Below are 22,817 nucleotides of genomic sequence, written 5' to 3'. Positions count from 1 at the left end.
TGTACGGCTGAGACACCTCTGAGGAGACAGTGCTGTGACCGGGATCAAGACGACCGGCGAGAAGAAGATGATGTTCTTCTCCGGCCGCGCCCACCCCGAGCTTGCCGAGGAGGTCGCCCACCAGCTGGGTGTCGGGGTCGTCCCGACGAAGGCCTTCGACTTCGCGAACGGCGAGATCTACGTCCGGTACCAGGAGTCGGCGCGCGGTGCCGACTGCTTCGTGATCCAGAGCCACACGGCTCCGATCAACCAGTGGATCATGGAGCAGCTGATCATGATCGACGCCCTGAAACGTGCGTCGGCCCGTTCCATCACGGTGATTGTGCCGTTCTACGGTTACGCGCGGCAGGACAAGAAGCACCGCGGCCGTGAACCGATTTCGGCGCGGCTCATCGCCGATCTGATGAAGACGGCCGGCGCGGACCGGATCCTGACGGTCGACCTGCACACCGACCAGATCCAGGGCTTCTTCGACGGTCCGGTGGACCACCTGTTCGCGCTGCCGCTGCTCGCGGACTACGTGGGCACGAAGGTGGACAAGGACAAGCTGACGATCGTGTCCCCGGACGCCGGCCGGGTGCGGGTGGCCGACCGCTGGTGCGACCGCCTCGGTGCGCCGCTGGCGATCGTGCACAAGCGGCGTGACAAGGACGTGGCCAACCAGGTGACCGTCCACGAGGTCGTGGGCGAGGTCGAGGGGCGCGTGTGCGTCCTGGTCGACGACATGATCGACACGGGCGGGACCATCTGCGCGGCGGCCGACGCGCTGTTCGCGCACGGTGCCGAGGACGTCATCGTCACCGCCACCCACGGCGTGCTGTCGGGTCCGGCGGCGGACCGGCTGAAGAACTCCCGGGTGAGCGAGTTCGTGCTGACGAACACGCTGCCGACGCCGGGCGAGCTGAGCCGGGATCTGGACAAGATCACGGTGCTGTCGATCGCGCCGACGATCGCGAGTGCGGTGCGCGAGGTGTTCGAGGACGGTTCGGTGACGAGCCTCTTCGACGAGCAGTGAGCTGTAAAAACGCTTCTGCAAGATCGCTCGCGCCCTGCGGGCGCTGATCGATTTCTCCGTGGCCTCCCGCGCCGAGTAGACTTCTCCAGTTGCTCGGCGAGGGAGGCCACGCCTCCGTTATCGACGCGCTCTTCGTAGCAGGCCGTTCGTGGCCGGGTGACCACGTCCGTCTCTATCTCTACGAGGAGTGATCCACATGTCCGAGGTGAAGATCGCCGCCCAGACGCGCAGCGAGTTCGGCAAGGGTGCCGCGCGTCGTATCCGCCGTGACGCCCAGGTTCCCGGTGTCCTGTACGGCCACGGTTCGGACCCGGTCCACCTGACCCTCCCGGGCCACGAGCTGCTGCTCGCGCTGCGTACGCCGAACGTCCTGATCTCCCTGGACATCGACGGCAAGACCAGCGAGCTGGCGATCCCGAAGTCCGTGCAGCGCGACCCGATCAAGGGCTTCCTGGAGCACGTCGACCTGCTGCTGGTCAAGCGCGGCGAGAAGGTCAACGTCGAGGTCCCGGTGCACACCGAGGGCGAGCTGGCCGCCGGCGGCAACCTGCTGGAGCACGTCCTGAACGCGCTGCCGGTCGAGGCCGAGGCCACCCACATCCCCGAGGCCGTCACGGTCTCCGTCGAGGGCCTGGAGGCCGGTGCCTCCGTCCTCGCCAAGGACATCACCCTGCCGTCCGGCGTGACCCTGGCCGTCGAGGAGGACGCGGTCGTCCTCCAGGTCCTGGCCGCGCAGGCGGAGGAGGCGCCCGAGGGCGGCGAGGCCGCGGGCGAGGCAGCCGCCGAGGCCTGAGTCCAGGCACCGTCTGCTTTTTAGGCGCCCGGCGCTGGTGGCTGTGCCCACCCGTTCCGCCCTGCGGAACGCCTGCCCACAGCAGTAAGCCGTGCGCCGAAGCGGCAAGCGGTTGAGCAACGGTCAGCCGTCGTTCCCCCGGGAGCGGCGGCTGGCGCGTATCAAGGAGACATGGACGTGACCACCCCCGCAGGCGCCCCGCCCGCCAACGCCCCCTGGCTGATCGTCGGTCTCGGCAACCCCGGGCCCGAGTACGAGGCGAACCGGCACAACGTCGGTTTCATGGTCGTGGATCTGCTCGCCGGGCGGATCGGCGGGAAGTTCAAGCGGGCCGGGAAGGCGCAGGCGCAGGTCGTGGAGGGGCGGATCGGGGCGCCGGGGCCGGCCGGCCGTCGGGTGATCCTGGCCAAGCCGATGTCGTTCATGAACCTGTCCGGCGGCCCGGTGAACGCGCTGCGGGACTTCTACAAGGTGCCGCTCGCCAACATCGTCGCGATCCATGACGAGCTGGACATCGACTACGGCGTCCTCCGCCTGAAGCTGGGCGGCGGGGACAACGGGCACAACGGGCTGAAGTCGATGACGAAGGCGATGGGCGCGGACTATCACCGGGTGCGGTTCGGGATCGGGCGCCCTCCGGGTCGTATGCAGGTCGCGGACTTCGTGCTGAAGGACTTCTCCGGCGCCGAGCGCAAGGAGCTGGACTACTTCGTGGACCGGGCGGCCGATGCCGTGGAGGCGCTGGTCACCGAGGGGCTGGAGCGGGCGCAAAGCTCGTACAACTCCTGACTTGTCACCTGTTCGTACCCTGCCTGTCCCCCACGGCAGTTGACCGGCCGTAGGGAAATGGCCAATGATCCCGGCCATGCCTGCTGCCTCCGCCGCTTCCTCCCGTACGGCTCCTGTCGACGCGCTGCGTGTCGTGTCGATGGGCGCGGTCGCCGTGCTGATCCTGGTCGCCGGGGTGTGGGGCTCCTGGGGCAGTGCGCAGCACGTGATGCTGACGAAGGGCAAGGAGCAGGGCACGGTCAAGGTGACCGCGTGCGGTGCGGACAGCTGCACGGGGCCGTTCACGCCCGTCTCGTCCGGCGCGTCGGCGCGCTCGCGTGTCGTCATCGACAAGTCGGTCGCGGTGCGCAAGGGGCAGACGTACGACGTGATCGTGAAGCCCGGCACCGAGGACGTGGTCCGGTCGGGCCCCGCCGGGATCCTGTACTCCTGGGTGCCGTTGGGCGGTGCGCTGCTGCTGGCGTCGGTGGTGGTGGCCGGCGGGCTGCGGCTGTCCCGGGTGGCGTGGGTGCTGGGCGGTTCGGGGATCGCGCTGCTCACCGCGGCCTTCTTCGCGGTGCAGTGAGCACACATGGCGGTGCCCCCGGGAAATCGCCGTACGACCCCGGGGGCACCGCCGTGTCCGAGAACGGTCAGCCGGTGTTGCGCAGGCCCGCCGCCACGCCGTTGACCGTGAGGAGCAGGGCGCGGGCGAGCAGCGGGTCGGCCGGTTCGCCGGCCGCCGCCGCGTCGCGCTGCCGCTTGAGCAGGGCCACCTGGAGGTAGGAGATCGGGTCCAGGTAGGCGTCACGGATGGTGAAGGTCTGCTTGAGCACCGGGGTGGCGTCGAGGAGTTCGGTCTCCCCGGTGATGTTCAGAACCTCGGCGACGGTCAGCTCGTGCTCGGCCCTGATGGTGTCGAAGACGTGCTTGAGCTCGTCGGGGACGAGGGTGTCGACGTAGTGCTGGGCGATCCGCAGGTCGGTCTTGGCGAGGGTCATCTCGACGTTGGAGATGAAGTTGCGGAAGAAGTGCCACTGTTCGTGCATCTCGTGGAGGACGGTGTCGAGGCCGGCCTCGCGCAGGGCCTTGAGGCCGGAGCCGACGCCGAACCAGCCGGGGACGATCTGCCGGGACTGGGTCCAGCCGAACACCCACGGGATGGCGCGCAGGCCGTCGAGCGAGACGCCGGAGCCGGGGCGGCGGGAGGGCCGGGAGCCCAGGTGCAGATCGGCGAGCTGGTCCACCGGCGTCGACGCGAGGAAGTAGGTCGGCAGGTCCGGGTCCTCGACCAGGCGGCGGTAGGCCGCGTGGGCGGCGTCGCTGACCACGTCCATCGCGGCGTCCCAGCGGGCCAGCGCCTCCACCGACTGGCGCGGGGCCGTGTGCAGGGCCGAGGCCTGGAGCGTGGCCGCGACCGTCAGTTCCAGGTTCTCCCTGGCCAGGGACGGGATGAGGTACTTGTCGGAGATGACCTCGCCCTGCTCGGTCACCTTGATCTCGCCCTCCAGGGTGCCCCAGGGCTGGGCGAGGATCGCGTCGTGCGAGGGACCGCCGCCGCGGCCGACCGTGCCGCCACGGCCGTGGAAGAGCCGCAGCCGGACGCCGTAGCGGTGGGCGACGTCACGCAGCCGGCGCTGCGCCCGGTGGATCTCCCACTGCGAGGTGGTGATGCCGCCGAACTTGGAGGAGTCCGAGTAGCCGAGCATGACCTCCTGGACGTCCCCGCGCAGCGCCACCAGGCGGCGGTACGACGGGTCGGAGAGCATGTCCTCCAGGATCGTGTCGGCGGCCTTGAGCTCGTCCGTGGTCTCCAGGAGCGGCACGATGCCGATCTTCGCCCAGCCGGCGTGCAGGTCGAGCAGCCCGGCCTCGCGGGCGAGCACCGCCGCGGCGAAGACGTCGTCGGCGCCCTGGCACATGGAGATGATGTACGACTCGATGACCTCGGGTCCGAAGACCTCCAGGGCCTTCTTCACGGTCTGGAAGACGCCGAGGGTCTTCTCGCCGGCCGCGTCCACCGGCGCCGGGGTCGGTGCCAGCGGCCTGCGCGAGCGGAGTTCCTTGGCGAGGAGCTTGCCGCGGTACTCGCGGGGCATGTCGGTGTACCGCCAGGACTCCTCGCCCAGGCGGTCGAAGAGCTGGCCGAGGGCGTGGTGGTGGGCGTCGGCGTGTTCGCGGACGTCCATGGTGGCGAGCTGGAGGCCGAACGCGGCGAGCGTGCGGATCGTACGGGCCAGACGGCCGTCGGCGAACAGGCCGCCGCGGTGGGCGCGCAGGGAGGTCTGGAGGAGGCGCAGGTCGGCGAGGAGTTCGGCGGTGCCGAGGTAGTCGTGGCCGGGCTCGTGCGGGGTGCCCGTGGCCAGCCGCAGCTTGGTGTTCTCCAGCTTCTGCCGGATGCAGGTGGCCTTGAGCCGGTAGGGCTCCTCGGCGTTGAGGCGCTTGTAGCGGGGGCTGATCTCCGGGAGCCGGTCCAGGTCGGCCCGGAGGGACTCCAGGAGTTCCTCGGTCGCGCCGGTGTAGCGGATGGAGTTGGAGAGGAAGCCGCGGAGTTCGTCGACCATCTCCAGGGCGTCGTTGATGCCGTGCTCGTGCTGGAGGATCAGGACGTCCCAGGTGACCTGGGGGGTGACGTTGGGGTTGCCGTCGCGGTCGCCGCCGATCCAGGTGCCGAAGGTCAGCGGGCGGGTGGTGTCGGGCAGCTTGACGCCGACCCGCTCCAGTTCCGCGGTCAGGTCCTCCAGGACGTCTCCCACCGCGTCGGCGTGCAGCTCGTCGAGGTAGTAGATGGCGTTGCGGGCCTCGTCGGCGGGCTCGGGGCGGACGACCCGGAGTTCATCCGTCTGCCACACCAGGTCGATGTTCTCGGCGAGGCGGATGTCGTAGCGTCGGCGGTCGGACTCGATCACCGGCGTCTCCAGGAGCGCGGCGATGCGCCGGAGCTTGTTGAGGACCGAACGGCGGGCGGCCTCGGTGGGGTGTGCCGTGAACACCGGGCGGACGTTGAGGTTCTGCACGGTCTCGCGCAGGTGCTCGGGGTCGGCGTCCTTGAGCCGGTCGGCGGTACGGGCCAGCAGCCCGCCCTCGGCCGCCCGGCGGGCGCGCAGCTCGCGGCCGCGGTGGACCTGCTCGGTGACGTTGGCGAGGTGGAAGTAGGTGGAGAAGGCGCGGACCAGCTTGGCGGCGGTCTCCAGTTCCGTGCCGCGCAGCAGTTCGGCGGCGGCCTCGCCGTCCTCGCGGGTGAGGCGGCGGACCCTCTCGACGAGCTCCAGCAGCTCGGGGCCCTCCTGCCGGACGAGGGTCTCGCCGAGGAGGTCACCCAGTCGCCGGATGTCGGCTCGCAGCTCACTGTTGGTCGTGGTGGTCTGGTCGTCGGCACTGCTCACAGGTGCGGCTCCTTGCAGTGGTGAAGCTCGTCTGGAGGGAACCCGTCCGTCGGCCGGGCGGCAGGCGGGGCCTGTCCGCATACGGGCCGGACATCCGGGAAGGAAACAGAGCGGACCGCGCTGTCCGACCGACTCCAAGGATAGGTGTCCATGAGGACGCGCAGGCTCTCGGGCTCTTGCTGCGAGACGCCTCGCTGCCATACTTACGTCGCCGTAGGTTACGGAACCGTAGGGAATGAGTTCTAGAGTCCCGTTCGGTCGCCGCGGATCGGCACCTGTCTCAACCCTCGACCCCACAGGGGACGCGCATGACCTCGTCTAGTTCCGATGTGATCGAAGACGCCCAGAAGCCGGCCGACACCTCGTTCTCGTCCGCCACGCTGGGCGGGGAGCAGAAAGGTTCGATCGAGCAGATCGCCCTGCTGCTGTTCATCGTCGTGCCGTTCCTCGCGCTGCTGGCGGCCGTGCCGCTGGCGTGGGGCTGGGGCGTGAGCTGGCTCGATCTGGGCCTGCTGGTGTTCTTCTACTACCTGGGCTGTCACGGCGTGACGATCGGTTTCCACCGTTATTTCACCCATGGTTCGTTCAAGGCGAAGCGCCCGCTGCGGATCGCGCTGGCGGTCGCGGGATCGATGGCGGTGGAGGGGCCCCTGGTGCGCTGGGTGGCCGACCACCGCAAGCACCACAAGTTCTCCGACGCGGAGGGCGACCCGCACTCGCCGTGGCGGTACGGCGAGACCCTGCCCGCGCTGATGAAGGGCCTGTGGTGGGCGCACATCGGCTGGCTGTTCGACGAGGAGCAGACGTCACAGGAGAAGTACGCGCCGGATCTGATCAAGGACCCGGCGATCCGGATGATCTCCCGTCAGTTCGTCTACTTGACGATCGCCTCGCTGGCGCTGCCCCCGCTGATCGGCGGTCTGGTGACGATGTCCTGGTGGGGCGCGTTCACCGCGTTCTTCTGGGGTTCCCTCGTCCGGGTGGCGCTGCTCCACCATGTGACGTGGTCGATCAACTCGATCTGCCACGCGGTGGGCAAGCGGCCGTTCAAGTCGCGGGACCGTTCGGGGAACGTGTGGTGGCTGGCGGTGCTGTCCTGCGGTGAGTCCTGGCACAACCTGCACCACGCCGACCCGACCTCGGCGCGGCACGGTGTGGACCGGGGCCAGGTGGACTCGTCGGCGCGGATCATCCGCTGGTGCGAGCAGCTGGGGTGGGCGTACGACGTGCGCTGGCCGTCACGCTCACGTATCGATTCACGCCGTAACAGCGGGGAAGGCGGCTCCCGGCAGGGGGCGGAGGCCGTCGAGGCGGCATGATTGACAGCGTGGCGACCGACTCCAGCACCCCCAGTCCCGAAAAGCAGCGGCGGGCGCGCCGCACCCGGATGACCGGTGCGGAGCGCCGCCAGCAGCTGTTGGAGATCGGTCGCACGCTGTTCGCGGCGAAGGGCTTCGAGGGCACGTCGGTGGAGGAGATCGCGGCGAAGGCCGGGGTCTCCAAGCCGGTGGTGTACGAGCACTTCGGCGGCAAGGAGGGGCTGTACGCGGTGGTGGTCGACCGCGAGATGCGCCGGCTGCTGGACATGGTGACCAGTTCCCTGACGGCAGGGCATCCGCGGGAGCTCCTCGAGCAGGCCGCGTTCGCCCTCCTCGACTACATCGAGGAGTACACGGACGGTTTCCGGATCCTGGTGCGGGACTCCCCCATCCCCCAGTCGACCGGTTCCTTCGCGTCCCTCATCTCGGACATCGCCACCCAGGTGGAGGACATCCTGGGCCGCGAGTTCAAGTCCCGCGGCTTCGACCCCAAGCTGGCCCCGCTGTACGCGCAGGCGCTGGTGGGCATGGTCGCGCTGACCGGCCAGTGGTGGCTGGACGTGCGCCGCCCGAAGAAGGCGGAGGTGGCCGCCCACCTGGTGAACCTGTCCTGGCACGGGCTGGACGGGCTGGAGCAGAAGCCGCGGCTCATAGGCCACCGCAAGGCCTAGCCGGCGGCCATGGGCTCCAGGAACTCCAGCCGGTTGCCGACGGGGTCCTGGGAGTAGAAGCGGCGGTGGCCCGGCAGGTCGTGGTCCCAGGTGACCGGGGCGCCACCCGCTTCGAGGCGTTCGGCGTAGGCGTCGATGTCCGTGACCCGCAGCCCCGGGTGGGCCTTGCGTGCCGGGCGGAAGTTGTCCTCGATGCCGATGTGCAGGTGAACGGCCCCTGCCCGGAACCAGCAGCCGCCCTGTGCCGCGAGCACGGGTGGCTTGGGCACCTCGGTCATCCCCAGGACGTCGAGGTAGTAGGCACGCAGCAGGTCTTCCGAACCGGCCGGCGCGGCCAGCTGGACGTGGTCGAGGGCGGCGAGCATCAGGCCTCCTCCTTCCGGGCGACGGCGAAGACCCGCCGGAACGGGAACGGGGTGCCGTGCGGGCCGGCCGGGTAGGCCTCGCGCAGGGCGGTCCGGTAGTCGGCGAGGAAGGCGTCCCGGGCCTGCGGATCGTCGGCGAGGGCGGTGAGCACGGGCCGCAGCCCGGTGCCCTTCACCCAGTCCAGGACCGGGTCCTCGCCGGTCAGGCGATGGATGTACGTCGTCTCCCAGACGTCGGCGGTGCAGCCGAGCGCGGTCAGCCGCTCCAGGTAGGCCTCGGGCGTGAGGACGGCGTCGTCGTGGCGGAGGGTGTCGGCGAGGCGGCCCTGCCAGCGGGCGGAGTGGGCGAGGGTGCGCATCAGCCGGTGGCTGGGGGCGGCGAAGTTGCCGGGGACCTGGAAGGCGAAGGTGCCGCCGGGGGCGAGGGCGGCGATCCAGTCGGCGAAGCGGTCGGCGTGCCCGGGGACCCACTGGAGCGTGGCATTGCTGACGATCAGGTCGTACGGCCCCTCGGGCGCCCAGGTGCGGACGTCGGCGGGGGAGAAGTCGAGGCGGCCGCCGCCCGCGGTGGGCCCCGCGTACTCCACGAGCGCCTTGTCGAGCATCTCGGGCGAGTTGTCGTAGCCGGTGATGTGCGCGGTCGGCCAGCGTTCGGTGAGCAGGGCGGTCATGTTGCCGGGACCGCAGCCGAGGTCGGCGACGACCGGGGGTTCGCCGGGGAGGCCGGGGACGCGGGCGAGGAGGTCGGCGAAGGGGCGGGCGCGGTGGCCGGCGTGCCGGAGGTACTGGGCGGGGTCCCAGACGGGAGAGGTCATGTGTCCTACGTTCCCGCCGCACATATCTTGATGTCAAGAGACTCGACATCAAGAGACTTCATGTCGACACAACCACTACACTGATCGTCATGGAGGACGAGGTCGATCGGCTGGTGGCTGCGTGGCGCCGGGAGCGCCCGGACCTCGACGTGGAACCGCTTGAGGTGCTCAGCCGGGTGAGCCGACTGGCCCGGCACCTGGACCGGGCACGTCGGCTGGCCTTCGCGGAGCACAGTCTGGAGCCCTGGGAGTTCGACGTGCTGACCGCGCTCCGGCGCGCGGGGACGCCGTATCAGCTCTCCCCCGGGCAGTTGCTGACGCAGACCCTGGTCACCTCGGGCACGATGACCAACCGGATCGACCGGCTGACCAAGAAGGGCCTGGTGGAACGGCTGCCGGACCCGAGCGACCGGCGGGGTGTACTGGTACGGCTGACCGAGGAGGGCCAGGACCGCGCGGACCAGGCCCTGGCCGGACTCCTCGCCCAGGAACGGGCGATCCTCGCCGAACTCTCCCGCACCCAGCGGGCCGAACTGGCGGGCCTGCTACGCCAGCTGACCGCCCCGTTCGACAACATCCCGGGCTAGGCGGGCAGCGCCCCGAAGGGGCGCGGGGAACTGCGCGACCAGCCACGACGGCGCCGCAGTCGGCATACGGCCTGGTGCGGCACTTCCAGCGGAGCGCCCGGCGTTGATCAGGCGCTGCTGCTCTCCTCCGACATGATCCGCCCGGCAGGCCCCAGGTCCGCCGGCCCCACCCCGGCCCGGCGCGCGAGCGCCACGGCGGCGAGGGTGGAGTGCACGCCCAGTTTGCCGAGGACGTTCTGCATATGGGTGCGGACGGTGTGCGGGGACAGGAACAGGCGCTCGGCGACCGCCTTGCGCCCCAGGCCCGCCACCATGCACCGGAGCACTTCCCGCTCCCTCGGCGTGAGGGACTCCACGAGCCGCTCGCTCTCGGTGCGGTGCTTGCGCGCGGCCGTCAACTCCCGCAGGACGCCCGTGAGCAGGGCGGGCGGCAGATGGGTCTCGTCGCGCAGCACGCCCCGGATGACGTTCAGCAGCCGGGACAGCGAGCAGTCCTTGGCGACCCAGCCGGAGGCACCGGCCTGCAGGGCCAGGGCCGCGCGCCGCGGGTCGTCCTTCTCGGCGAGGACGACGACCCGGACGGCGGGCTGGGCCGAGCGGACGCCCGCGACCAGCGATATCCCGTCGACCAGTCCCTCCTCGTTGCCCACCTGCACCGGCACGGCCGGGCGGCCGCCGGGCAGCTGACCGCCCAGGTCGGCGTCGACGAGCAGCACGTCGTAGCGGCGGCCCTCGGCGACCGCGCGCTCCAGGCAGCGCAGCGCGGCCGGACCGCTGCCGGCCGCGGACACGTCGACGTCGGGCTCGGCGGCCAGTGCTGCGGCCAGCGACTCGGCGAAGATGCGGTGGTCGTCGACGACCAGAACTCGGATACGAACCACGAAACCCCCTTCCCCAAGCTCTTCCGAGCAGGGGATACCCCAAGGTCCGGAGAACGACGACCCATGCGGACACGACACCCACGGGAGGACGGAACCGCACGGCCGCCGCCGTGCCTGAACTGCTACCCCCACCGCGGGCGTCGTACCCGACTTGTCTCGCCCCCTGATCAGCACCGGCCCCCACCGGTACTGCTCTTCAGGGTACGGCCGGGGGCCGGGAGCGGAAGGCAATTTGCAGAACTGCCCGGCCGACGCGTTTATGGTGTGCCGCATGTTTCGTATTGAGACGGAAGTCGACAAGGAACGGCGGGATCTGCTCCACGCGCGGCTGCGCGACACCAACACGGCGGCCTCCCCGGTCCTCGCGGCCCTGCGCGGTACCCCCGGCGAACGCCAAGTGCCGCTGCACGTCTGGGCGATGGACGAGCGTTCGGGCGAACTGGCGGGCGGTCTGGTCGGCCACACCTGGACGAGCTGGCTGCATGTCACGTACCTGTGGGTGGCCGGCCGCCACCGCGGCGCGGGCCTGGGCGGCGCACTGCTCGCGCAGGCCGAACGCACCGCCCGCACCGACCGCGCCTGCACCGCCGTCCGCCTGGAGACCTGGGACTTCCAGGCCCCGGAGTTCTACCGGAAGCACGGCTACGACGTGGTGTGCGTGATCCCCGACTATCCGCCGGGGATCACGGAGTACACGCTGGTGAAGCGGCTGGGCTGAGCGGCCCGCGCTTGCTATTGCTCCGGCTGCTCCGGCGCCAGTCCCATGTCCTTGGCGCTGTAACGGGGCAGGTCGGTGGTGTCGATCGTCCAGGTGCCGAGGTCTGTGACGATGGTGACCGGCTCGCCGTACGGGAGGTGCAACCGGTTCTCGTAGGCGGGGCGGCCCTCGGTACGGCCGATGCCCCACTGGTAGGTCCACGTTCCGTCGCGAGGATCCAGGATCAAGTAGCGCGGGATGCCCATGGCGGGGTAGTCGCGGGTCTTGTCCCGGTAGTCGTTGTCAGGGTTGGACGGAGAGACGATCTCGATCGTCAGGAGGATCTCGCGGGGGTCGAGGGGATCGTCCGTCTCCATCGCGTCGTACGGGCACACATGCAGGTCGGGGACGCGCAGCTTGCCGAGCGACTCGTCGTCGGTGTCAGTCGCCTCGAATACACCGAGGCCGGCCGGGAGCTGCGGGGCCAGCATGTCCCGCACCCGCGTCGCGGTCAGCTGGTGTCGCGGGCGCGGGCTCATCATCATCACGAGCTGTCCGTCACTGATCTCGGGCCAGGCGAGCCCCGGCGGTGGGGTGAAGTGGTCACGCATGTCACGCAACCGCCGGTACAGGGTCTGCTGAGTCATGGGGCCTCCCGCGTTCCAGTATGACGGGGAGGACCTACCGATGCGGTCGTCGCGTGGCAGGCCGGGGCGGCCGAGTCGACAAGGATCTCGGCCCGGACCGTCAGGCCGCTACCGGTCCGCGTCCGCCAGGTTCCCCACCGGGCGGCCAGGGCTTCGATGATGAGCAGTCCGCGGCCCTGCTCGTGGTCCGGGCCCTGAGAGCGCAGGCGACCGTGACGCCGGGTGGCAGGCCCCACGAGCAGGCCGTGTCACGCGCGCGACGCCGGGCAGCAGCCGCGGAGGCGAGGTCATCGCCAGGAACGTAGTACAGGTCGTGCACCCAGGATGCTTCAGGGCCGGCGACCACCATTTCACCGACTCGGCGAGCGCCTCACGAGCTCGCGATGCGCAGCGCATCGGCGAGGGCATCGGCCAACCGGGCCGCCAGTGTCCGTCACCTCACCAGCGTTCGGACCGCGCGCCGCGAACACGTCGCGGGTACGCCCCAGAAGCCGGTCGACGAGCCGTTCCTCGCCCTGCCCCGGAGCGCGGGTCCGCTGCGGGACCACTGGCTGGCCCTGGACGCCCGTGCCGGCCGACCGCCGCGCATCGGCGCCGAGATCGCGGGTGCGGAGGAGACCTACGAGGCCCTGATCGCGGGTCTCGGTATCTGTCTGGTGGCGGCGGGCAACGCCCCGCTGATCACTCGGGGCGGTGTGACCACCCGTCCGGTGCGGGGTATCGGCGCCGGCCGCTACGCCCTGGCCTGGCGCCGTGAGGACGCGCACCGGCCGCTGGTGCGGGCGTACGCCGAGGCGTGCCGGGCCATGGTCACCGGGTGACTCGGGCCCGGGCCGAGTTGCCGTCAGCCCCGCGTTCGACGGGGAACGCGGGGCTGACGGCTGGTGCCGGCGAGGTCAGTTCACGCGGCGGGCGCCCGCCGACGGCACCGCCTCGAAGACGCGCGGTGTCGTGAAGCCGGCCGCGGCGAAGGCCTCCTCGACCGCCTTGGTGATCGTGTCGACGTCGGCCGCCTCAGTGAGGACGATCGCCGAGCCGCCGAAGCCGCCGCCGGTCATCCGGGCGCCCAGGGCGCCGGAGGCGAGGGCGGTGTCGACGACCAGGTCCAGCTCCGGGCAGGAGATCCGGAAGTCGTCGCGCAGCGAGGCGTGGCCCTCGGTGAGGACCGGGCCGATGGCACGGGTGTCGCCCGCTTCGAGGAGGGCGACGACGCGTTCGACGCGGTGGTCCTCGGTGACGACGTGGCGGACCAGGCGCCGTACCTCCTCCTCGTCGCCGAGGCGGTCGAGCGCGGAGTCCAACTCGTCGTAGGGGATGTCCCGCAGGGCGTCCACCCCGAGCAGGGCCGCGCCCTTCTCGCAGCCGGCGCGGCGCTTGCCGTACTCGCCGTTGCTGTGGGCGTGCTTGACCTGGGTGTCGACCACCAGCAGACGCATGCCCTCGGCCGCGAGGTCGAAGGGGATCTGCTGCTGCGAGAGGTCGCGGGTGTCGAGGAACAGGGCGTGGCCCTGCTCGCAGCACGCCGACGCCGTCTGGTCCATGATGCCGGTCGGGGCGCCCACGTAGACGTTCTCCGCGCGCTGGCACAGGCGGGCCAGCTGCCAGCGCTGCAGGCCGAGCTCGTAGAGGTCGTTGAGGGCGAGGGCGATCACCACCTCCAGGGCCGCGGAGGAGGACAGGCCGGCGCCGGTCGGGACCGTGGAGGCCAGGTGGACGTCGGCGCCGGTGACCGGGTGGCCGGCCTCGCGCAGCGCCCAGACCACGCCCGCCGGGTACGCCGTCCACGCATGGTCGGTGCCGGGCTCCAGGGCGTCCAGGGCGAGCTCGACGACCCCGCCCTCGATGTCCGCGGAGTGCAGGCGCAGCACTCCGTCGGTGCGGCGGGAGACCGCGGCCGTCGCCACGTGCGGCAGCGCGAACGGCATCACGAAGCCGTCGTTGTAGTCGGTGTGCTCGCCGATCAGGTTGACCCGGCCGGGCGCGGCCCAGACACCCTCGGGGGCGGTTCCGTAGAGCTCCACGAAACCGTCCCGCACCTGCTGTGCCCCCACTTACTGCTCCCTCGCTGCGCTGATGTGCTGCGCGAACTCCCAGGCGTCCGCGACGATCCCCGCGAGGTCCGCGCGGGTCGGGTTCCAGCCCAGCTTCTCGCGGGCGGTGGCCGCCGAGGCGACCAGGACCGCCGGGTCGCCGCCCCGGCGGGGGGCCACGACCTCGGGGATCGGGTGGCCGGTGACCTGGCGGACCGTCTCGATGACCTCACGGACCGAGAAGCCCTCGCCGTTGCCGAGGTTGCAGATCAGGTGCTCGCCGGGCCGCGCGGCCGCCACGGCCAGCAGATGGGCGTCGGCCAGGTCCGCGACGTGGATGTAGTCGCGGATGCAGGTGCCGTCGGGCGTCGGGTAGTCGTCGCCGAAGACGGAGATGGCCTCGCGGCGGCCCTGGGCGACCTGGAGGACCAGGGGGATCAGGTGCGACTCGGGGTCGTGGCGCTCGCCCTGCGCGCCGTAGGCACCGGCCACGTTGAAGTAGCGGAGCGATACCGCGGCCAGGCCGTGGGCGGCCGACTCGCCGGTGATCATGTGGTCGACGGCGAGCTTGGTGGCGCCGTACGGGTTGGTCGGCTTGGTCGGGGCGGTCTCGACGATCGGGACCTGCTCCGGCTCGCCGTAGGTGGCCGCCGTGGAGGAGAAGACCAGCTTGCGGACGCCGGCCTCGCGCATCGCGGCGAGCAGCGCCATGGTGCCGCCGACGTTGTTGTCCCAGTACTTCTCGGGCTTCACGACCGACTCGCCGACCTGGGAGAACGCGGCGAAGTGCAGCACCGCCTCGTAGGAGGAGTCGAGCCACTTGGCGGCGTCGCGGATGTCGCCCTCGACGAAGGCGGCGCCCGCGGGGACGCCCTCGCGGAAGCCGGTGGAGAGGTTGTCGAGGACGGTGACCTCGTGGCCCGCCTCCAGCAGGTGCTGGGCGACCACACTGCCGACGTAACCCGCCCCGCCCGTCACCAGGTACTTCATCAACTCGCTACCTCTCGCAGTCGCTCGGCCGCGCGCTCCGGCGGCACGTCGTTGATGAACACGCTCATGCCGGATTCGGAACCCGCGAGAAACTTCAGCTTGCCGGTCGTTCGGCGGATGGTGAAAAGCTCGAGGTGGAGCGCGAAGTCGTCGCGCGTGACACCCTCGAACTCCTCCAGCGTCCCGAACGGCGCCTGATGCCAGGCGGCGATGTAGGGCGTGGGAGGTTCACCCTCACCGAAGATACGGTCGAAGCGCCTCAAGAGTTCCAGATAAACCTTGGGGAACTCTGAGCGTGCCGCCTCGTCCAGCGCGAGCAGGTCGGGGACGCGGTGCTTCGGGTACAGGTGGACCTCGTAGGGCCAGTGTGCCGCGTACGGCACGAAGGCGACCCAGTGTTCACCCTCAAGGACGACCCGCTCCTCGGCGAGTTCACGCTCCAGGACGGCGTCGAAGAGGTTCTCGCCGCCGGTCGCCTCCTTGTGGGCGGCGAGTGAGCGCAGCATCAGTGCGGTGCGCGGGGTGGTGAAGGGGTAGGCGTAGATCTGGCCGTGCGGGTGACCGAGCGTCACGCCGATCTCTTCGCCGCGGTTCTCGAAGCAGAACACCTGCTCGACGGAGGGGAGATGCGACAGCTCCGACGTCCGGTCGGTCCACGCGTCCAGGACCAGGCGTGCCTGCTCCTCGTTCAGGGAGGCGAAGGACGCGTCGTGGTCCGAGGTGAAGCAGACCACCTCACAGCGCCCGGAGTCGCCGGCCAGCGAGGGGAAACGGTTCTCGAAGACCACCACGTCGTACGACGAGTCCGGGATCTCGCTCAGCCGCTCGCCCTGGGTCGGGCACAGCGGGCACTGGTCGGCCGGCGGGTGGTAGGTGCGGCCCTGCCGGTGCGAGGCGATGGCCACCTGGTCGCCGAGCAGCACATCGCGGCGGACCTCGGAGGTGGTGTGCGTCCGCTCCAGCGGACGACGGTCCACCGCGTCCCGCACGGTGTCGTCGCGCAGGTCGTAGTAGATGAGCTCGCGACCGTCGGCCAGCCGGGTCGAGGTCTTCTTCACTGCGGACTCCCGAATTTCGAGCGTTGTTCGAGTCAGCCAACCACCAAACAGAACCGAACACACCAAAACACAACTCACCACGGCAGTCAACATCGCAATCAATCAAGGTGAGACAACGAAAGTGTTGAATTACCGGGTGCAGAACCCCACAAATGTCCCCACATCCCCCACATACCCAGCGACAGACCTCGCGGCGACGCTGCGGCTCCCCACCAACGGCCTGGACTACACGATCCTCGCGATCTACTTCGTGGTCGTCCTCGGCATCGGCTTCGCGGCCCGCCGCTCGGTGAGGACGAGCCTCGACTTCTTCCTCTCCGGACGGTCGCTGCCCGCGTGGATCACCGGCCTCGCGTTCATCTCGGCCAACCTGGCCGCCACCGAGATCCTCGGCATGGCCGCGAACAGCGCGCAGTACGGCGCGTACACCGTGCACTGGTACTGGATCGGCGCCATTCCGGCCATGGTCTTCCTCGGCCTGGTGATGATGCCCTTCTACTACGGCAGCAAGGTCCGCTCGGTCCCCGAGATGCTGCTGCTCCGCTTCGACAGAGCCGCACACCTGCTCAGTGCGATCCTGTTCGCCTTCGCCGCCATTCTGATCGCCGGTGTGAACCTGTACGCCCTGGCGATCGTCGTCGAGGCGCTCCTCGGCTGGCCGCAGTGGGTGGCGATCGTGGTCGCCGGCGCGTTCGTGCTGGCGTACATCACCCTCGGCGGCCTCTCCTCGGCCATCTACAACGAGGTGCTCCAGTTCTTCGTGATCCTGGCCGCCCTCATCCCGCTCTCCGTGCTCGGCCTGAAGAAGGTCGGCGGCTGGGGCGGCCTGGTCGACAGGCTCACCGCCACCCACGGCCACAACTTCACGACCGCCTGGGGCGGCACCGGCATCGGCACCGTCAACCCGCTCGGCGCGAACTGGCTGACCATCGTCCTCGGCCTCGGCTTCGTCCTCTCCTTCGGCTACTGGACGACGAACTTCGCCGAGGTCCAGCGCGCCCTGTCGGCGAAGAACCTCTCCGCCGCCCAGCGCACCCCGCTGATCGCCGCGTACCCGAAGATCTTCATCGTCTTCCTGGTGATGATCCCCGGCCTGGTCGCCGCCGCGATCGTGCCCGGCATCGGCACGTCCGCCTCGGGCCTCCAGTACAACGACGCGATCCCCTACCTGATGTCGCAGCTGCTGCCCAACGGCGTGCTCGGCATCGCGGTGACCGGTCTGCTGGCGGCCTTCATGGCCGGCATGGCGGCCAACGTGTCGTCCTTCAACACCGTCTTCACGACCGACATCTGGGCGAAGTACGTGGTCAGGGGCCGCGAGGACGCGTACTACGTGCGTTTCGGACGCCTCATCACCGTGATCGGCGTCTGCGCGTCCGTCGGTACGGCGTTCCTCGCGTCGTCCTTCTCGAACATCATGAGCTACCTCCAGACGCTGTTCTCCTTCTTCAACGTGCCGATGTTCGTCGTCTTCGTCGTCGGCATGTTCTGGAAGCGCGCCTCGGCGAAATCCGGCTTCTGGGGGCTGCTCGCGGGGACGGTGACCGCGATGGTCAACTACTTCGTCCTCTACAAGCGGCACATCATCGACATCCCCACCGACCAGGGCGCCAACTTCGTCTCCGCGATCGCCGGCTTCGTCGCCGGCGCGGTGGTGATGGTGATCGTGTCCCTGTTCACCGCGCCCAAGCCGGCGGCGGAGCTCGCGGGCCTGGTCTACGGCACGACGTCCCCCGGCATGACCGAGGCGCCCGCGCCCGGCGACGAGGCGTGGTACCGGCGGCCGGCGCTCCTCGGCTGGGGCGCGGTGATCATCGCCGCCCTCTGCTACGTCCCGTTCTCGTTCTAGTCCCGGTCGCGGGAGGATGGAGGAGCCATGACCGACGACTCCGGGCACTCCGGATTCCACTACTCCGAGCAGGACGTCCAGCGCGAGGTCACCGAGCTGGAGGGCAGGTCCACGACCGCCGCGCGCATCTTCGATCTGCGGCGGATCATCGGCGGGCTGTTCGTCCTGTACGGGGTCATCGTCACGATCGCCGGGATCACGGACTCCCAGGCGGAGATCGACAAGGCGCAGGGGATCAACATCAACCTGTGGACGGGCATCGGGATGCTGTTGCTCGGGGTGTTCTTCTTGGTTTGGCTGAAGTTGCGTCCTACGCCGCCGGTGCCTCCGGCGGAAGAGGCCGAGGACTAACAGCGGGTGTTGTTCGGGTGCGGGTGCGTAGGGGCTTGTCGCGCAGTTCCCCGCGCCCCTAACGGGGCGCTTCTGTGCCGCCGTTGAGAGGTCCGGCTCGGTCCAGCAGGCCTGTCCTCGCCGCCAGGGCCGCTGCCTCCAGCCTCGATCCCACGCCCAGTTTCATCAGGACCCTCTGCACATGGGTGCGGGCCGTGCTCGGGGCGATGCCCATGCCCGCGGCGATCAGCCTCGTGTCCTCGCCGTCGGCGACGCGGACCAGGACCTCGACCTCCCTCGGGGTGAGCATCTGGAGGAGGCGCTGGCCCTCGTCGTCGGGCTGGGCGGCCGGGTTGAGGAGTTCACTGAACGCGCCCTGGAGCAGGGCGGGCGCCACGGCCGCCTCCCCGGCCCGCGCCTTCATGATCGCCCGCTCGACGCCCTCTATCCGCTCGTCGTGCCGTACGTACCCGGACGCGCCCGCGGCGAAGGCCGCCGCGATGCCCCGCGGGGACGGCACCGGGCCCAGCACCAGCACCGCGACCTGCGGCCGCTCCTTCTTGATCCGCACCACCGGGTCGAAGATCCCCGGCTCGGCCGGTACCGCCGTACCGAGCAGGCACACCTCGGGCGCCCGTGTGATCACCAGTTCCGCCGCGCCCGCCGCCGGCGCCGCCGCCGCGAGCACCCGGTGGCCGCGCAGTTTCAGCGCCGAGGCCAGTGCCTCCGCGAGCAGCCGGTGGTCGTCGACCACCATGAGCCGCACTCCCATAGAGCAACCCCCCAGTCCCCCCAATGGATGCCCCACTATGGATGCCCACTGGTCCGCATGGACAGAGGGCCCCCCGGCACCTCGTCCTTCATGCCCCCGGAAGCTACACGCTTGTTCGACGTTGCGCTGCCCCTACTGATGAGAACTGCCCCGGTTCGGAGGAATCTCTTGCTTTTCTGGTATTCGCGGGTGATGAGCGCGTATCAGCCGCTCGTGCCGAACGCGGCGACCAGGTACGCCTTGTCCGACGACGAACTCCCGGTGCGGGCGTAGACCGCCGACATGTACAGGTGCCCCTGGGAGTAGAGGACCTCGGCGTACTCGGGCGACATGCTGGTCTCGATCGCCTTGACCGCCTCGGTCGCCGGGTTCTCCAGCAGCTTGGTCTCCTTGAACGAACCGCCGTCGATACTGACGATCTGACCGCCCTTGTCGTACGGCGCGCTCTTGTACGCGATCACGTTCGGACCGTCCATGCGCAGCGGTGTGATCGTGTAGTTGTTCCCGGCGTCGGCGCGCTGGCCGGTCTGCTCCCCGGTGGCCAGGTCGAAGGCGACGATCTCGTTGGTCTTCGTGTAGTCGCCGCTGCCGTCGTGCTGCTCGGTCGCCAGGTACAGCCGGTCGTTGCCGACCGTCACGCCCTTGCACTTCTCCAGCTCGTAGATGCCGTCGCAGCGGACCGCGTACGAGCTGCCCGGGGTGGAGATACGGGTCCGCAGCTTCCCCGTCCTGTTGTCGATGGAGAAGACGTCCGAGAAGCCGCTGCCGTCGCCCGCGCTGTCGTTGACGTCGGCGGCCACCACCAGCGGGTCGGTCGACACGACGCTGGCGTAGTCGATGCCCGAGGTCATCGTGTAGTCGGAGACCGACTTGCCGGAGACCGGGTCGATGGTCTGGATGTGCAGCTGACCGGTGTCGCCGCTGCCGCACCTGCGGACCGCGACCAGTTTGGCGCCGCCGCCGTAACCGGCGTCGTAGCAGGCGTCGTCCGGCTTCGGCTGCCAGCGGACCTTGCCGGAGGCGAGGTCGAAGGCGGCGCCGCCGCTGCTGCCGCCGACCGCGACCGTCTGCCGGGAGACCGTCACATTGCTGAAGTTGATGGGTACGTCACCGGACTTGATCGTCTGCGTCCACAGCTTTTTACCGGCGTTCAGGTCGATCGCGGCGACCTGGGTGCAGCCCGCCGAGGAGCCCTTGGCCGGCATCCTCGGCTGGAAGACGACCGCCGTCCTGCCGTCCGCGCTGACGTGGCCGCTGGCGTAGCAGACCGGGCCGGACAGCGGGACCGTCCACAGCTGGGCGCCCGAGTCGGGGTCGTAGCCGACGATCCGGGCGACACCGCTCTTCGCGTACACCTTGCCGGTGAGCCAGGAGCCGGCGGTGACCGTCGTGTCCTTGGCGGCGGGCAGCGGGACCTGGAAGAGGACCTTGGAGGCGGTGTCGGCCGGCACCTTCTCGGCGCCCTTGCCGCCCTTGCCGTCCTTGCCGGTGTCCTGGCCGCCGGTGGCGCCGCCGCTGGAACTCGCGGTGTCGTCCTTCCCGCCGTCGCCGCCGGAGGACTTGGCGTACCAGATGCCGCCGCCGACGATCAGCGCGATCGCGACGACCGCGGCGATGACGATGAACAGCGCGGCGTTGTTCTTCGGCGGGGGCGGGGCGGACGGGCTCGGCAGGGTGGGGCCGCCGGGGTGACCGGGGTAGCCGTAACCGGGCTGCTGCGCGTACGGGTTCGGAGGCTGGGCGGGGTAGCCGTAGCCGGGCTGCGCGGGCTGGGGCGGCTGCTGGGGGTAGCCGTAGCCGGGCTGCGCCGGCTGGGGATAGCCGTAGCCCGGCTGCGGGGCCGGGGGCCCGGACGGCTGCGGTGGGCCGGCGGGGGCGCCGAAACCGGGCTGCTGCGGCGGCTGGTTGGGGGGCGGAGGGGGCGGCTGGGTCATGACGGGGTACCTCGGGGACGGCGCGTGGGACGGCTGGGGCGGCGCGGGCTGACGGACTGGACTGCTGTGACGGCCCTGACGGACTGCGGACGGCGTGGGACGGGCCCCGCTCAGTCGCCGAAGGCCATCATCAGCTTCTCCTTCGCCTCGTCGCTGCCGGTCAGCCGTGTGGAGGAGAGGTAGAAGCGGCCGTCGACCCAGTCGACCGCGCCGTCGTAGAAGCCGTCCTCGATCTCGGCGGTGTGCTGCGGGTTCTGCAGCAGCCTGGTGGTCCGGTGGCTCGCGCCGGCGGTCGGGATCGACACGACCTGGCCGCCCGCGTCGTACGACGGCCGTACGTACGCGACGAGTTTGCCGCCTTCGGCCTTGACCGGGTACATCGACTCGTCCGTGGGCGACTTGGTACGCCACTTCGCCCTGCCGTCGGTGAGGCTGATCGCGACGATCTCGTTGGCGCCGCCGCTCACGTCCGTCGGCAGGTAGAGGGTGTTCGCGTCGACGGCCACGCCCTGGCAGCCCTGCAGATCACGGGCGAGGACCGCCCAGCCGCACTGGGGCGCGAACTTCTCGTCGACCTTGACCTCGGAACGGAACGTGCCCTTGGCGTCCAGCGTCGAGATGTTCCAGGCCTTCTTCTCCTCGTTGGTCATGTAGACCACGAGCGGGTCGACCGAGTAGGTCCGCTCGACCTGCCAGCCCTTCTTGACCGGCTGGGTCCACCTGACCTTGCCGGTGGCGGGGTCGAGCTCCGAGATCTCGTCGTGCTCGTTGCTGCCGCCGGCCCCGCAGGAGGCCACCTGGATCAGCCGGTTCGTGCCGCCCGCGAACGACGACGGGAAACAGGCCGCACCGTACTTCTTCTTGTCGTACAACTTGTCGCCGCTGCCGAGGTCGTACGCGGTGCCCGACTCGGAACGGCCGACCATCAGCGTCTTCCCACTGATCGTCAGCTCGATGCTGAGCGCGCTGTCGAACAGCCCGCCGTCGGCGACGGTCGCGGTCCAGCCCTTCTTGCCGGTGTCGAGATCGATCTCCTGGAGCTGGTTGCACTTGGCCCGGTCGCTGGTGCCGTTCATGTACGCCACGACGACCTTGTCGTCCGCCGACTTGTGCGTCGTGACCGCGCAGATCTTCTGCGGGAAGGTGACCGGGGCCCATGTCGGGTCGCCGTTGCCCACGTTGTAGGCGAAGACCTGCTTGTACGCCGCCTTCACCGCCGTCTTCCCGGTGATCCACATACCGGGCGCGTCGGCGCCGTTCGCGGGTGCGTCGGGGGCCGACTTGTACCAGAGCACCTTGGCTTCGCCGGACTTGCGGCCCTCGTTGAGGTTCTCCGGGTCCGCACCGCCGGCACCGCTGCCATCTCCGGGGTCGACCGGGGTGTCGGTGCCGGAGGCCTTGGGGTCGCCGGAGTGCTGGGCGACCGGCTTGTCGCCGCCGCCCCCGCCGCCGGTCACGGCGTACACCGTGCCGCCGACGACCAGCAGCCCCGCCACCGCGGCCGCCACGACCAGCGCGGGCTTCCCCTTGAACGGCCCGTCGCTGCCGCCGCCGGACGACGGGGGCATCCCCGGGCCGCCGGGGTACGGCTGCTGCGGCGGGTAGCCGTACCCGGGCTGCGGCCCGTACGGCCCTGGAGCACCCACCGGCGCGCCGTACGGGCCCGGTTGCGCGTAGGGACCGGGCTGCTGCGGGTAGCCGTAGCCGGGCTGGGGCTGCTGGGGTGGCACCGGGGGTGCGTGGGGCGGCTGGGGAGGCAGGGGCGGTGGCGCGCCGAACCCTCCCTGCGCGGGCGGCTGTTGCGGGGCACCGAACCCTCCGCCCGGCGGCGACTGGTCCTGCGGTGCTCCGAAACCGCCGTGCGGCGGCTGGTCGGGCGGCTGAGCCATCAGCGTTCTTCCCCCTCGTTC

Annotated in this window: 22 protein-coding genes; 11 read left to right on the top strand and 11 right to left on the bottom strand. The window is 70.4% G+C overall.

Features of this window, described 5'->3' with window-relative positions; all coding sequences use genetic code 11:
• The first annotated feature begins 34 nt into the window (after positions 1-34).
• The 4 genes from AB0D85_RS17930 to AB0D85_RS17915 all read left to right on the top strand — a co-directional run bounded on the left by AB0D85_RS17930 (position 35) and on the right by AB0D85_RS17915 (position 3,162).
• Complete coding sequence (locus tag AB0D85_RS17930) at positions 35-1,015, top strand: ribose-phosphate diphosphokinase (protein ID WP_362320831.1); 981 nt, start codon at positions 35-37, stop codon at positions 1,013-1,015.
• Between the two features lie 196 nt (positions 1,016-1,211).
• Positions 1,212-1,808, top strand: a complete 597-nt coding sequence (locus tag AB0D85_RS17925) for a 50S ribosomal protein L25/general stress protein Ctc (protein WP_362320828.1) — start codon at positions 1,212-1,214, stop codon at positions 1,806-1,808.
• A gap of 171 nt (positions 1,809-1,979) precedes the next feature.
• Complete coding sequence (gene pth / locus AB0D85_RS17920) at positions 1,980-2,597, top strand: aminoacyl-tRNA hydrolase (RefSeq protein ID WP_362320825.1); 618 nt, start codon at positions 1,980-1,982, stop codon at positions 2,595-2,597.
• A gap of 64 nt (positions 2,598-2,661) precedes the next feature.
• On the top strand, positions 2,662-3,162 hold the full coding sequence (locus AB0D85_RS17915; protein ID WP_362320822.1) for a hypothetical protein: 501 nt from the start codon (positions 2,662-2,664) through the stop codon (positions 3,160-3,162).
• Between the two features lie 67 nt (positions 3,163-3,229).
• On the opposite strand, the gene ppc is transcribed toward AB0D85_RS17915, so the two are convergent.
• Entirely contained in the window at positions 3,230-5,962 is a 2,733-nt protein-coding gene (ppc, locus tag AB0D85_RS17910) for a phosphoenolpyruvate carboxylase (RefSeq protein WP_362320819.1), read from the bottom strand.
• 308 nt (positions 5,963-6,270) lie between these two features.
• Here ppc and AB0D85_RS17905 point away from each other — a divergent pair, with 308 nt between their 5' ends.
• Together AB0D85_RS17905 and AB0D85_RS17900 are read left to right on the top strand one after the other, a co-directional pair.
• Positions 6,271-7,281, top strand: a complete 1,011-nt coding sequence (locus AB0D85_RS17905; RefSeq protein ID WP_362320815.1) for a fatty acid desaturase — start codon at positions 6,271-6,273, stop codon at positions 7,279-7,281.
• Positions 7,278-7,952 carry a TetR/AcrR family transcriptional regulator gene (locus AB0D85_RS17900; protein WP_362320812.1) on the top strand — a complete coding sequence of 225 codons (675 nt, stop codon included), beginning with the start codon at positions 7,278-7,280 and terminating at the stop codon, positions 7,950-7,952. The genes AB0D85_RS17905 and AB0D85_RS17900 overlap by 4 nt, the downstream gene beginning before the upstream one ends.
• On the opposite strand, the gene AB0D85_RS17895 is transcribed toward AB0D85_RS17900, so the two are convergent.
• Both AB0D85_RS17895 and AB0D85_RS17890 read right to left on the bottom strand, forming a co-directional pair.
• Positions 7,949-8,317 carry a VOC family protein gene (locus tag AB0D85_RS17895; protein WP_362320809.1) on the bottom strand — a complete coding sequence of 123 codons (369 nt, stop codon included), beginning with the start codon at positions 8,315-8,317 and terminating at the stop codon, positions 7,949-7,951. The two genes, AB0D85_RS17900 and AB0D85_RS17895, sit on opposite strands and share 4 nt — an antisense overlap.
• On the bottom strand, positions 8,317-9,132 hold the full coding sequence (locus AB0D85_RS17890) for a trans-aconitate 2-methyltransferase (protein ID WP_362320806.1): 816 nt from the start codon (positions 9,130-9,132) through the stop codon (positions 8,317-8,319). The genes AB0D85_RS17895 and AB0D85_RS17890 overlap by 1 nt, the downstream gene beginning before the upstream one ends.
• A gap of 89 nt (positions 9,133-9,221) precedes the next feature.
• On the opposite strand from AB0D85_RS17890, the gene AB0D85_RS17885 reads away from it, so the two are divergent.
• Positions 9,222-9,719 carry a MarR family transcriptional regulator gene (locus AB0D85_RS17885; protein WP_362320803.1) on the top strand — a complete coding sequence of 166 codons (498 nt, stop codon included), beginning with the start codon at positions 9,222-9,224 and terminating at the stop codon, positions 9,717-9,719.
• 107 nt (positions 9,720-9,826) lie between these two features.
• Here AB0D85_RS17885 and AB0D85_RS17880 read toward each other — a convergent pair whose 3' ends face one another.
• Positions 9,827-10,600 (bottom strand): response regulator transcription factor, encoded by a 774-nt coding sequence (locus AB0D85_RS17880; RefSeq protein WP_362320799.1) that lies wholly within the window; start codon positions 10,598-10,600, stop codon positions 9,827-9,829.
• A 259-nt stretch (positions 10,601-10,859) separates the two neighbouring features.
• Here AB0D85_RS17880 and AB0D85_RS17875 point away from each other — a divergent pair, with 259 nt between their 5' ends.
• Positions 10,860-11,318, top strand: coding sequence for a GNAT family N-acetyltransferase (locus AB0D85_RS17875; protein ID WP_362320796.1), 459 nt, complete (start codon positions 10,860-10,862; stop codon positions 11,316-11,318).
• A 14-nt stretch (positions 11,319-11,332) separates the two neighbouring features.
• Here AB0D85_RS17875 and AB0D85_RS17870 read toward each other — a convergent pair whose 3' ends face one another.
• Entirely contained in the window at positions 11,333-11,944 is a 612-nt protein-coding gene (locus AB0D85_RS17870) for a Uma2 family endonuclease (protein ID WP_362320793.1), read from the bottom strand.
• Positions 11,945-12,327: 383 nt separating this feature from the next.
• On the opposite strand from AB0D85_RS17870, the gene AB0D85_RS17865 reads away from it, so the two are divergent.
• Complete coding sequence (locus AB0D85_RS17865) at positions 12,328-12,765, top strand: LysR substrate-binding domain-containing protein (protein ID WP_362320790.1); 438 nt, start codon at positions 12,328-12,330, stop codon at positions 12,763-12,765.
• A 75-nt stretch (positions 12,766-12,840) separates the two neighbouring features.
• On the opposite strand, the gene galK is transcribed toward AB0D85_RS17865, so the two are convergent.
• Genes galK through galT form a run of 3 tightly spaced genes read right to left on the bottom strand, consistent with a single transcriptional unit; the run spans position 12,841 to position 16,022 of the window.
• Positions 12,841-13,995, bottom strand: a complete 1,155-nt coding sequence (galK, locus tag AB0D85_RS17860) for a galactokinase (protein ID WP_362320787.1) — start codon at positions 13,993-13,995, stop codon at positions 12,841-12,843.
• Positions 13,996-14,964, bottom strand: coding sequence for a UDP-glucose 4-epimerase GalE (galE, locus tag AB0D85_RS17855; RefSeq protein ID WP_362320784.1), 969 nt, complete (start codon positions 14,962-14,964; stop codon positions 13,996-13,998).
• On the bottom strand, positions 14,964-16,022 hold the full coding sequence (gene galT / locus AB0D85_RS17850) for a galactose-1-phosphate uridylyltransferase (protein WP_362320781.1): 1,059 nt from the start codon (positions 16,020-16,022) through the stop codon (positions 14,964-14,966). Before galT ends, galE begins: the two co-directional genes overlap by 1 nt.
• A gap of 136 nt (positions 16,023-16,158) precedes the next feature.
• Here galT and AB0D85_RS17845 point away from each other — a divergent pair, with 136 nt between their 5' ends.
• Entirely contained in the window at positions 16,159-17,871 is a 1,713-nt protein-coding gene (locus tag AB0D85_RS17845; RefSeq protein WP_362320778.1) for a sodium:solute symporter family protein, read from the top strand.
• Positions 17,872-17,898: 27 nt separating this feature from the next.
• Positions 17,899-18,222: a hypothetical protein gene (locus AB0D85_RS17840; protein WP_362320775.1), complete on the top strand. Its 324-nt coding sequence runs from the start codon at positions 17,899-17,901 to the stop codon at positions 18,220-18,222.
• 58 nt (positions 18,223-18,280) lie between these two features.
• On the opposite strand, the gene AB0D85_RS17835 is transcribed toward AB0D85_RS17840, so the two are convergent.
• The 3 genes from AB0D85_RS17835 to AB0D85_RS17825 form a co-directional block, all read right to left on the bottom strand.
• Positions 18,281-18,973: a LuxR C-terminal-related transcriptional regulator gene (locus tag AB0D85_RS17835; protein ID WP_362320772.1), complete on the bottom strand. Its 693-nt coding sequence runs from the start codon at positions 18,971-18,973 to the stop codon at positions 18,281-18,283.
• 203 nt (positions 18,974-19,176) lie between these two features.
• Positions 19,177-20,907 (bottom strand): PQQ-binding-like beta-propeller repeat protein, encoded by a 1,731-nt coding sequence (locus AB0D85_RS17830; RefSeq protein ID WP_362320769.1) that lies wholly within the window; start codon positions 20,905-20,907, stop codon positions 19,177-19,179.
• A 110-nt stretch (positions 20,908-21,017) separates the two neighbouring features.
• Entirely contained in the window at positions 21,018-22,796 is a 1,779-nt protein-coding gene (locus tag AB0D85_RS17825) for a PQQ-binding-like beta-propeller repeat protein (protein WP_362320766.1), read from the bottom strand.
• Positions 22,797-22,817 lie beyond the last annotated feature (21 nt).

The organism is Streptomyces sp. NPDC048277, assembly GCF_040652235.1.
Classification (GTDB): Bacteria; Actinomycetota; Actinomycetes; order Streptomycetales; family Streptomycetaceae; genus Streptomyces.
This window is presented reverse-complemented; position numbering and strand designations above follow the sequence as displayed.

What these genes read in the sequence shown, in the direction of transcription:
- AB0D85_RS17830 (WP_362320769.1), bottom strand. Translation starts at nt 20,907, where the DNA reads ATGACCCAGCCGCCCCCTCCGCCCCCCAACCAGCCGCCGCAGCAGCCC.
- AB0D85_RS17895 (WP_362320809.1), bottom strand. Translation starts at nt 8,317, where the DNA reads ATGCTCGCCGCCCTCGACCACGTCCAGCTGGCCGCGCCGGCCGGTTCG.
- AB0D85_RS17865 (WP_362320790.1), top strand. Translation starts at nt 12,328, where the DNA reads ATGCGCAGCGCATCGGCGAGGGCATCGGCCAACCGGGCCGCCAGTGTC.
- AB0D85_RS17890 (WP_362320806.1), bottom strand. Translation starts at nt 9,132, where the DNA reads ATGACCTCTCCCGTCTGGGACCCCGCCCAGTACCTCCGGCACGCCGGC.
- galE (WP_362320784.1), bottom strand. Translation starts at nt 14,964, where the DNA reads ATGAAGTACCTGGTGACGGGCGGGGCGGGTTACGTCGGCAGTGTGGTC.
- AB0D85_RS17905 (WP_362320815.1), top strand. Translation starts at nt 6,271, where the DNA reads ATGACCTCGTCTAGTTCCGATGTGATCGAAGACGCCCAGAAGCCGGCC.
- AB0D85_RS17825 (WP_362320766.1), bottom strand. Translation starts at nt 22,796, where the DNA reads ATGGCTCAGCCGCCCGACCAGCCGCCGCACGGCGGTTTCGGAGCACCG.
- AB0D85_RS17835 (WP_362320772.1), bottom strand. Translation starts at nt 18,973, where the DNA reads ATGGGAGTGCGGCTCATGGTGGTCGACGACCACCGGCTGCTCGCGGAG.
- AB0D85_RS17840 (WP_362320775.1), top strand. Translation starts at nt 17,899, where the DNA reads ATGACCGACGACTCCGGGCACTCCGGATTCCACTACTCCGAGCAGGAC.
- pth (WP_362320825.1), top strand. Translation starts at nt 1,980, where the DNA reads ATGGACGTGACCACCCCCGCAGGCGCCCCGCCCGCCAACGCCCCCTGG.
- AB0D85_RS17885 (WP_362320803.1), top strand. Translation starts at nt 9,222, where the DNA reads ATGGAGGACGAGGTCGATCGGCTGGTGGCTGCGTGGCGCCGGGAGCGC.
- AB0D85_RS17870 (WP_362320793.1), bottom strand. Translation starts at nt 11,944, where the DNA reads ATGACTCAGCAGACCCTGTACCGGCGGTTGCGTGACATGCGTGACCAC.
- AB0D85_RS17925 (WP_362320828.1), top strand. Translation starts at nt 1,212, where the DNA reads ATGTCCGAGGTGAAGATCGCCGCCCAGACGCGCAGCGAGTTCGGCAAG.
- AB0D85_RS17875 (WP_362320796.1), top strand. Translation starts at nt 10,860, where the DNA reads ATGGTGTGCCGCATGTTTCGTATTGAGACGGAAGTCGACAAGGAACGG.
- AB0D85_RS17900 (WP_362320812.1), top strand. Translation starts at nt 7,278, where the DNA reads ATGATTGACAGCGTGGCGACCGACTCCAGCACCCCCAGTCCCGAAAAG.
- AB0D85_RS17915 (WP_362320822.1), top strand. Translation starts at nt 2,662, where the DNA reads ATGATCCCGGCCATGCCTGCTGCCTCCGCCGCTTCCTCCCGTACGGCT.